This is a genomic window from Rothia sp. HMSC061D12 (assembly GCF_001836735.1).
Lineage (GTDB): Bacteria > Actinomycetota > Actinomycetes > Actinomycetales > Micrococcaceae > Rothia.
Window position 1 is genome coordinate 53,968 of the sequence record NZ_KV830310.1, and the last position, 7,150, is coordinate 61,117.

The 7,150-nt window shown below is 55.6% G+C and carries 4 protein-coding genes; 2 read left to right on the forward strand and 2 right to left on the reverse strand.

What is annotated here, in order from left to right; translation table 11 throughout:
• Window positions 1-36: 36 nt before the first annotated feature.
• Both HMPREF2682_RS08280 and HMPREF2682_RS08285 read right to left on the reverse strand, forming a co-directional pair.
• Window positions 37-696: a hypothetical protein gene (locus tag HMPREF2682_RS08280; RefSeq protein WP_070833221.1), complete on the reverse strand. Its 660-nt coding sequence runs from the start codon at window positions 694-696 to the stop codon at window positions 37-39.
• A 171-nt stretch (window positions 697-867) separates the two neighbouring features.
• Window positions 868-1,347, reverse strand: coding sequence for a DUF4190 domain-containing protein (locus HMPREF2682_RS08285; RefSeq protein WP_070833169.1), 480 nt, complete (start codon window positions 1,345-1,347; stop codon window positions 868-870).
• Window positions 1,348-1,648: 301 nt separating this feature from the next.
• Here HMPREF2682_RS08285 and HMPREF2682_RS08290 point away from each other — a divergent pair, with 301 nt between their 5' ends.
• Window positions 1,649-1,933, forward strand: a complete 285-nt coding sequence (locus HMPREF2682_RS08290; protein ID WP_005507345.1) for a pyrophosphorylase — start codon at window positions 1,649-1,651, stop codon at window positions 1,931-1,933.
• A gap of 180 nt (window positions 1,934-2,113) precedes the next feature.
• Window positions 2,114-7,150 (forward strand): DUF6531 domain-containing protein (locus tag HMPREF2682_RS08295; RefSeq protein ID WP_070833172.1); only part of this gene is annotated, 5,037 nt, incomplete at its 3' end.

Here is a 7,150-nt window from a genome sequence, read left to right on the forward strand (position 1 = left end):
GTAATCTCTCAGCCCAGGGGCTTTCTCTATACGATGCTACATATCAACGTCGGCAAGGCCAGTAACCTTCTCCAGATCTTTGAAATAAGAAATTGTCATACCCCTCTTATCAAGCGCGTCCACCTGCGCCACATCACCCGGATTATCCATATTAGGCCAACGCTCGTTCTCAATCCTAAACCGCACAATCGCCAAGATTCGATAGTTATTGTGGGTGGTCGGGCCAAAAGCAGCAATCTGCTTACCCGACTTAGTATAAAAACCCACCATATCCTGGTCTTCAATATCCACAGTCTCGTAATAGATAACGCTATCAATCGCACCTATCGGGTAGACCGTTGGGTTAGCTGACCAGACACGCTGCTCGATACCTTCAGGAGAAAGCTTCACATAAGCGACATACACATAACGCAAAAAGGAAATGAACATAGCCGATAGTAATAAGGCCGCTATTTCAGTCGCTATATCTAATGATTCAGGACCGTATATGTGACCTACAAACATAAGGCACGGAAAGGCGGGAGTAAATATCATTAAGAGAGCTTCAGCCTGATTAGCTCGGCGAATATAAATACCCTCGCGCTGCCGCTTCTTATCTTTCCAGCGCTGCACCTCGTAATTGATGATGACATAAAACGTCGCAACTGTTGTGAACAGAGCGAAGATTCCCCAGAAGATAATCAGGAAAGTGCGCATGGTGGGTTCTCGTTTCGTGTGGTTGGTGAATAGGGCCTGCGCAGCCATCGCGCAGGGTGGAAGCGGCGCCTCCAGAAGATACGGCTGAGGGGCGCTCGCAGGCACGGTCATCGCCGCGTGAACGAACGCCCCCACCCATCACATCATCGGTTACTAAACCAGACGACCGGTCTACTTGTCGTCGTCTACAGGGTAGAGCCAGCCGCCGTATGCGCAGTAACGCTTACCGTCCTTCTCGGTGTAGTAGGCGCCAACAAATTCCTTGCTCTCACACTTCTGGATTGCTTCCTGGGCTCGTTGCTTAAGCCTTGCATCCCTCTGAGCGCGCACATTGTTACCCAGAACGAAGGCGACCATCGCAACCGCAACCAGCACGAGCGAAACGATAGCCATGACCTTGCCCTTGCCGGTGCCGCGCTTGACCATGACCAGGGCAATAATTGCGAAAATAACGGTCGGGATTGCAGTAAATGCGCCCAGGATAATGAAGCCGGTCAGGGCGGAGATAATGCCCAGAACCAGTGCGGTTACTGCCGCCCACTTCTTTTTCGGTGCCTCGACGGGTGCGCCGTATGCGGGCTGTACGGCGGGTGCCTGCTGGGTGAATTGCGGCTGCTGCGGTGCAGCCGGCTGCGGGGTGTTTTCAGACATGAAAGTCCTCATTTCGTATGTGGTTGGTGAATCTATCGATAGGGTGCCACCCAGTGGGCTGGCATTTCCTAAGGATACCGTAGCGGGAGAAATCCCTTGATGAGAGTAGATAAATGTATATGCACGCACTGCTGTGCAATGTCTACTATGAGAAATTTTTCTCACAATAGGGCGCAGAGGGTGCGCTTTGCCGCGAAATAGTGTAATGTTCGAAGTGGTGCAAAGCACTAACGGTGCGTATTTGATATTTCGCGTATCCAATGCACATCTTCCGGCAACTCAACGACGAAAGAGGAACATCGTGTCCGATCGCGTACTCTCATCGCAGGCAGCCAAGGATGCCATTACTGCTCTCCAGAACATCATCAATGGCGGTCTGCAGAACGAAATCAACAACCTCAACCAGCAGGGTAACCAGCTGAAGGATCCCAACAACTGGGACGGCCCCCTGGCTGAGCGTTTCCGCAATGACACCTGGCCCGGTGTAGAAAACACCCTGCGTAACCTGACTCAGGAACTGACCGACCTGCGCGAGCAGCTCAACCAGATTTCTACCGATATCTTCCAGGCAGGTGGCGGCTCCTAAGCCTTCCCTGGTAAACGCCGTTTACCGCCCCGCTCCCCGGCTACGGGGCGGTGAGCGGTAGGCGGCGTTTTCTGTTATTCGGTTATACCCACGTAGTTTTCCAGACATGATGTGCATGTCTGTCTACATCTGTTTAATCACCACACTTCCGAACCAATCACACCTGAAAGGCGGCAGAGCATGGATGCGCCCGATTCAACTAATGTGACCAATGAAAAAGTTAAGTTTGATGATGCAACATCTGATGCTTTTGCGAATGCTTGCCGTGGCGTAGCGCAGAACATTGATAGTGCTCTTCCTGGGCTCAAGTCTTCTTTGACGAAGGCTCTTGAGGATTTTGAAGGTCACTACGCAGAGATTACGGCAGCCAATATTGACACTGCAGTCAGTGATGGTCGTGATATTGCGAATATTCTGCGCCAGCTGGCAACGGTGGTGGACCGCCTTAAGGAAGCTGCTCATAAGGAAAATGAGAACCGCGACCGTATGTACCACTATGAGACTGACTGGGGCGGTTTCCGTAAATGGTGGGATGAAACGTTCGGAGGTGATCCTCCGAAGGCTGAGCATTACGTACCTGACACCAAGATTGATACTGCGTCGTTAGGTCATCGTGAGAGCACTGAGACTCGTTCATCGGGCATGCCTGTTTCTTCAGCGCGCCCTTCGACCGTGCGTGCTCTTTCTGGTACTTTGGCGAACCTTGGCACTAGCTTTGACGCTGAGCCCGGTAAGCTCCGTAGCCTTGCTTCTGAATTTGCGGCTAAGTGCCAGTGGGGAACCATTGATGCTGAAAATCTCATCAGCACGTTTGAAGCGTGGAATAAGTCGAACGCTAACGATAAGACTTGGCTGGGCATCGTAGCCGATACTTTTGAAAAGTACGGTAGCTCGGGTCAGATTGTTGCCGTTGCTGATTCTGTTCTGGATGGCGCCATTACTGCAGCTGGAGTTAGCACCGAGCGTCACGATTTGGAAGTTCCGACTCCGGCTATTGTGGGTAAATCCACTACCAGTGGTTACGTGAACGACCCCGTGAACGTTGCAACCGGTAACTTCATTGAAGAAGAGACCGACATGGCGTTCTCCGGCGTGGTTTCTGCTTGCTCTGTAACCCGCATGTACAACAGCGTGGCTGTTTTTGGTCAGCACGCTGTATCCGGTGTGTTTGGCGCGGGCTGGTCCTCGAATATTGAGACCCGTGTGCAGCTGAATGCTGAGAATGCTGCCTGGACTATGGCTGACGGTCGTGAGGTTACCTTCGACCGAATGGTTCGTGAGGACGGCACCCACGGCTATGCTCGCGCTCCGCGTGAAGCATGGTGGCTTGAAGAGCTGCCCCTCACCCAGCTGATGGGTGAAGAGGGCTCTATTACTGACCCCTCTCTGCGTTATATTTTGCATGCTACGGGCTATGATGCCTCGTCCCTGCTGCGTATCTCCGACAACTCTGGAACTCAGCACATTTTTAGCTTTACCGGTGTTTACCTGGGCATGAGCGCTGGGGCAGGTACTGCTGTCGCATACCTGCGCGATGAGGAGAGTCGCGTTGGTGCTATCGTGCATCAGCACGGTGCACGTATCGACGTGGAGTACACCGAAGGTGGCCTTGTCGGCGCTATTCATTCTTCTCGTGGTCAGTCGGTGCGTTACGAGTACGTCACCCTTGATGGTCGTACTCACCTGTGTGCTGTGCATGGTGATGCTGGTACCCGCCGTTATGAACATGACGCTGCCGGCCTGATTCACCGCGTGGTGGCTAGTACCGGCACTGTTGAGGTGACGAACTACTACGACCCTGCCGGTCGTATTACTGAGCAGGACACCGAATATGGTCGTCGTGTTCGCTACCGCTACCTGCCGAACGGCATTACTGACGTTTCGAACGAGGACGCCTCCTACACGAATCTGTGGATTAGTGACCAGTACGCACGCCTGACCGGTATTGTTGACGCGGAAGGTGGGCGTGCTAGCTATGCCTACGATGATTTTGGCAACCGTGTGAGCGTGGTGGACCGCGATGGTTCCCGCATCACTCGCTACAGCGATGAGCGTGGCCGTATTATTCGTGAGGTCACCGATGAGGGTGCTGAAACCCTCTTCGCGTATGACGAGCATGACCGCGTAGTTTCTATGACGGTGAGTGCTATTGAGACGGACCCGCGCGCTCGCCGTGCCGCACGCTTGGCTCGTCGTGCCCGCCTGGAGGCTGAAGCCCAGGGCCGCACTTTTGAGGGGAATCCGGGGCAGGAGCCTGCTCAGAGCCCTGCTGTAAGCCCGATGACTACGGTGACTTACGAGTACGCGAATGATTTTGAGCGTAACCCTTCTTCCATGACCGACGGCAACGGTCATGTGACCCGTTTTGAGTGGGCTGACGGCCTGCTGCAGCGTGTGGTGAGCCCTGAGGGCGTTACTGTCTCTTTGGAGTATGACGATTTTGGTCTGCTGACCGGTATTCGTAACGCTGAGCAGCAGCTGACCCGTTGTGAGTACTCTGCTGCGGGCCACCTGGTGAAGATTGTTTCTGCTCTTGGGCTGGAGACTGAGTTCACCTATGATTCTGCCGGTCACATGGTGTGCCGTCAGGACCCGGATGGTTCCCGCTGGCGTTTTGAGTACGCTGCTGGTGGTCGCCTGGTGGCTTCGGTGGATCCTGCAGGTGCCCGTACCGAGTACGAATACGGTCCGAGCGACGATATTGTTGCCGTGGTTGACCCGCTGGGTCGCCGCATGGAGCGTTCCTTTGACACGAACGGCAATATTGACCGCATTACCCTGCCGGGTGGTGCGCAGTTTAGCTACGCCTACGATGGTTTGATGCGCCTGGTTCGCACCATTGACCCCGCCGGTGGTGTGTGGACTCGCGAGTATGATGCCGCAAGCACCCTGACCGCGTTGATTGACCCGACCGGCGTGAGTGTACGTACCTCCGTTGATTCCTCGCGCAAGACCTTCACCACTAACGATGGTGTTGACCGCGTGCGTATCTCGTGTGACCACCTGGGCCGCCCGGTGCGCAGCGAGGTTCTCCCCGAGGATTCTGGACCGCAGGTTAGTGCAGATGCTGACGACCCGACTGTCTCCACGATGGTTTATGACGGCGCGGGTAACCCCGTGCAGGTACTGGACGCTGAGGGCGGTCTGAGCCGCTACGAGTACAACGGCTCGAACCAGATGGTGCGCATGATTTCCCCCGCGGGTCGTGTGACCGAGTACAGCTACGATGCGTGCGGTCGACTGGCTGCAACCTATGAGGCTGCCGGTACTGCTGAACAGTCTGTGACTCGTTACGAGTACAACGCTGATTCCCGACTGATTCGCCAGGTGTACGGTGACGGTTCTGAGGCGCGCGTTCGCTATGACGCGTGCGGTCGTGTGCTGTCCATTACCGGTTCCGGTGTGGCTTCTCCGGTGTTCTACACCTGGGATTCCTGTGGTCGCGTGAAGAGCATCCGCGATAACAAGTGGGGTACTCGTTCGTTCACCTATGACGCCGCTTCTCAGGTGGTTGCGGTGACTAATGGTGCCGGTGGCGTGACCCATTACCGGTATGACGAGGCGGGTAACGTTACCTCCGTGATGGACCCTGCAGGTCGTATTACCAGCTACGAGTATGACCTGATGGGCAATGTTCTGGCGGTAACCAATCCGCTGGGTGTGCGCACTACCTCTACCTATGATGCTGCCGGTCGTCTGCTGACCAGCACTGACGGTAATGGTGCTGTACATTCCTTCGGTTACGACCGAGATGGCGTCCCCTGCTCCCATTCGGTGAATGGTTCTCTGCTGTACCGTATGGAGCGTGATTCTGCGCGCCGTACGATGACGACTTATGATCACGCGGGCGTTGATGCGTTTGGTGCTCCCGTAGTGACCGTTGAGTCGTATGACCGCTTGGGTCGTCTGGTTCGTCAGCGCCGTGAGTTTGGTGCGCAGATTCCGGAGTCTTTCCGCACCGCGTACATGGATGAGACCGGCGGCTATGAGCTGTCCTACGCTTACGATGCTGATGGTCTGCGCACTGAGTTTGTGCACCCTCTGGGTTCGAGCGCTTATGCGTATGATGCTGCTGGCCGTATGGTCAAGCAGACTGACATCACCGCGTACCGTCTGGATGGAACCGCCGTTACCTCTGAGTCTCGTGTGGAGTCTTCTTTCGAGTACAACGCTGTAGATGCGCTGGTGCGTGCGCAGGTATCTGATTTGGCGGGTACCTGGGTTCGCGAGTTTGGTTACCGTGGCGCGCACATGACCTCTGTGACCGAGCAGCCCGCTGAGGCAGACTCGGCTGTGGCAGACTCTTCTGAGGCTCTGCACACTGAGATTATTCGTGATGATTTGGGCCGTATTAGCGGCGTGGATTCGCCTGCTGGCCTGGTCATGTACACCTACACTGACGCACAGATGCTCTCTTCTGCCGTTCGCGGCACCGAGACTCTGCGTTGGACCTATGATGCCGCTGGCGCGCTGGTGCGTGTTGAGTACTTTGATAGCGCCCAGCCGCAGAATGCTTGGGTGAAGGTGCTGGTCACTGATGAGGGTGCCCGCGTTCGCGCAGTATGCGTCTACGGCGTACAGGATGAGGCGAAGGCCGACTCCCAGTCGGCTGAGTTTGCCTCTGCTGTTGAGGATGCTCAGGCGTGGCTTCCGCAGTGCCCGGAGTCTGTGGAACTTGAGGGCGTCACCCTGGTGCCGGTCTCGACGAGCGTGTTCTCGTATGACGGTAATGATTCGCGTCTTCTGCAGGTTTCTTCAGATGGTTCCGGCTCGTCCCTGACCTATGGTGCGGCTGGGTTTGTGGACTCTGTGGCCTCGTGGGGTTCTGCAGGCGATTCTGCTGTGTCCTTCTCCTTGCTGTGTGCTTCTACTGATGGTCGTGTGCTTGCTGCTGGTGGTGCACCTGCTGGTGTACCTGAGTTTGGTGTACCTTCAATCGATGCTCGCGCTCATGCTGGTTCTGCGGCTGGTTTTGATGCTTCGGTGATGCACCCGCTGGTGTGGGATGAGAACTCGTTCGTTCCGCGTGTGCTGGGTGTGGCTGGTTCGTCGATGCCTTCTGTGGGTTCGTTGGTTCCTGGTGCCGGTTCTGGTGCCGGTCTGTTGGATCCGTATGGTTGGGCGTCTTTGGGTGTTGCTGCACCTGCTGTGCCTTCTGTGCAGGGTGCTTCTGCTGGTGGTGTGCCGGTGTTGCCGGATTCGCTGGTTGGTGTTTCT

Bases quoted from the DNA above. Each gene is read 5' to 3' on its own strand.
- HMPREF2682_RS08280 (WP_070833221.1), bottom strand. From the start codon at position 696: ATGCGCACTTTCCTGATTATCTTCTGGGGAATCTTCGCTCTGTTCACA.
- HMPREF2682_RS08285 (WP_070833169.1), bottom strand. From the start codon at position 1,347: ATGTCTGAAAACACCCCGCAGCCGGCTGCACCGCAGCAGCCGCAATTC.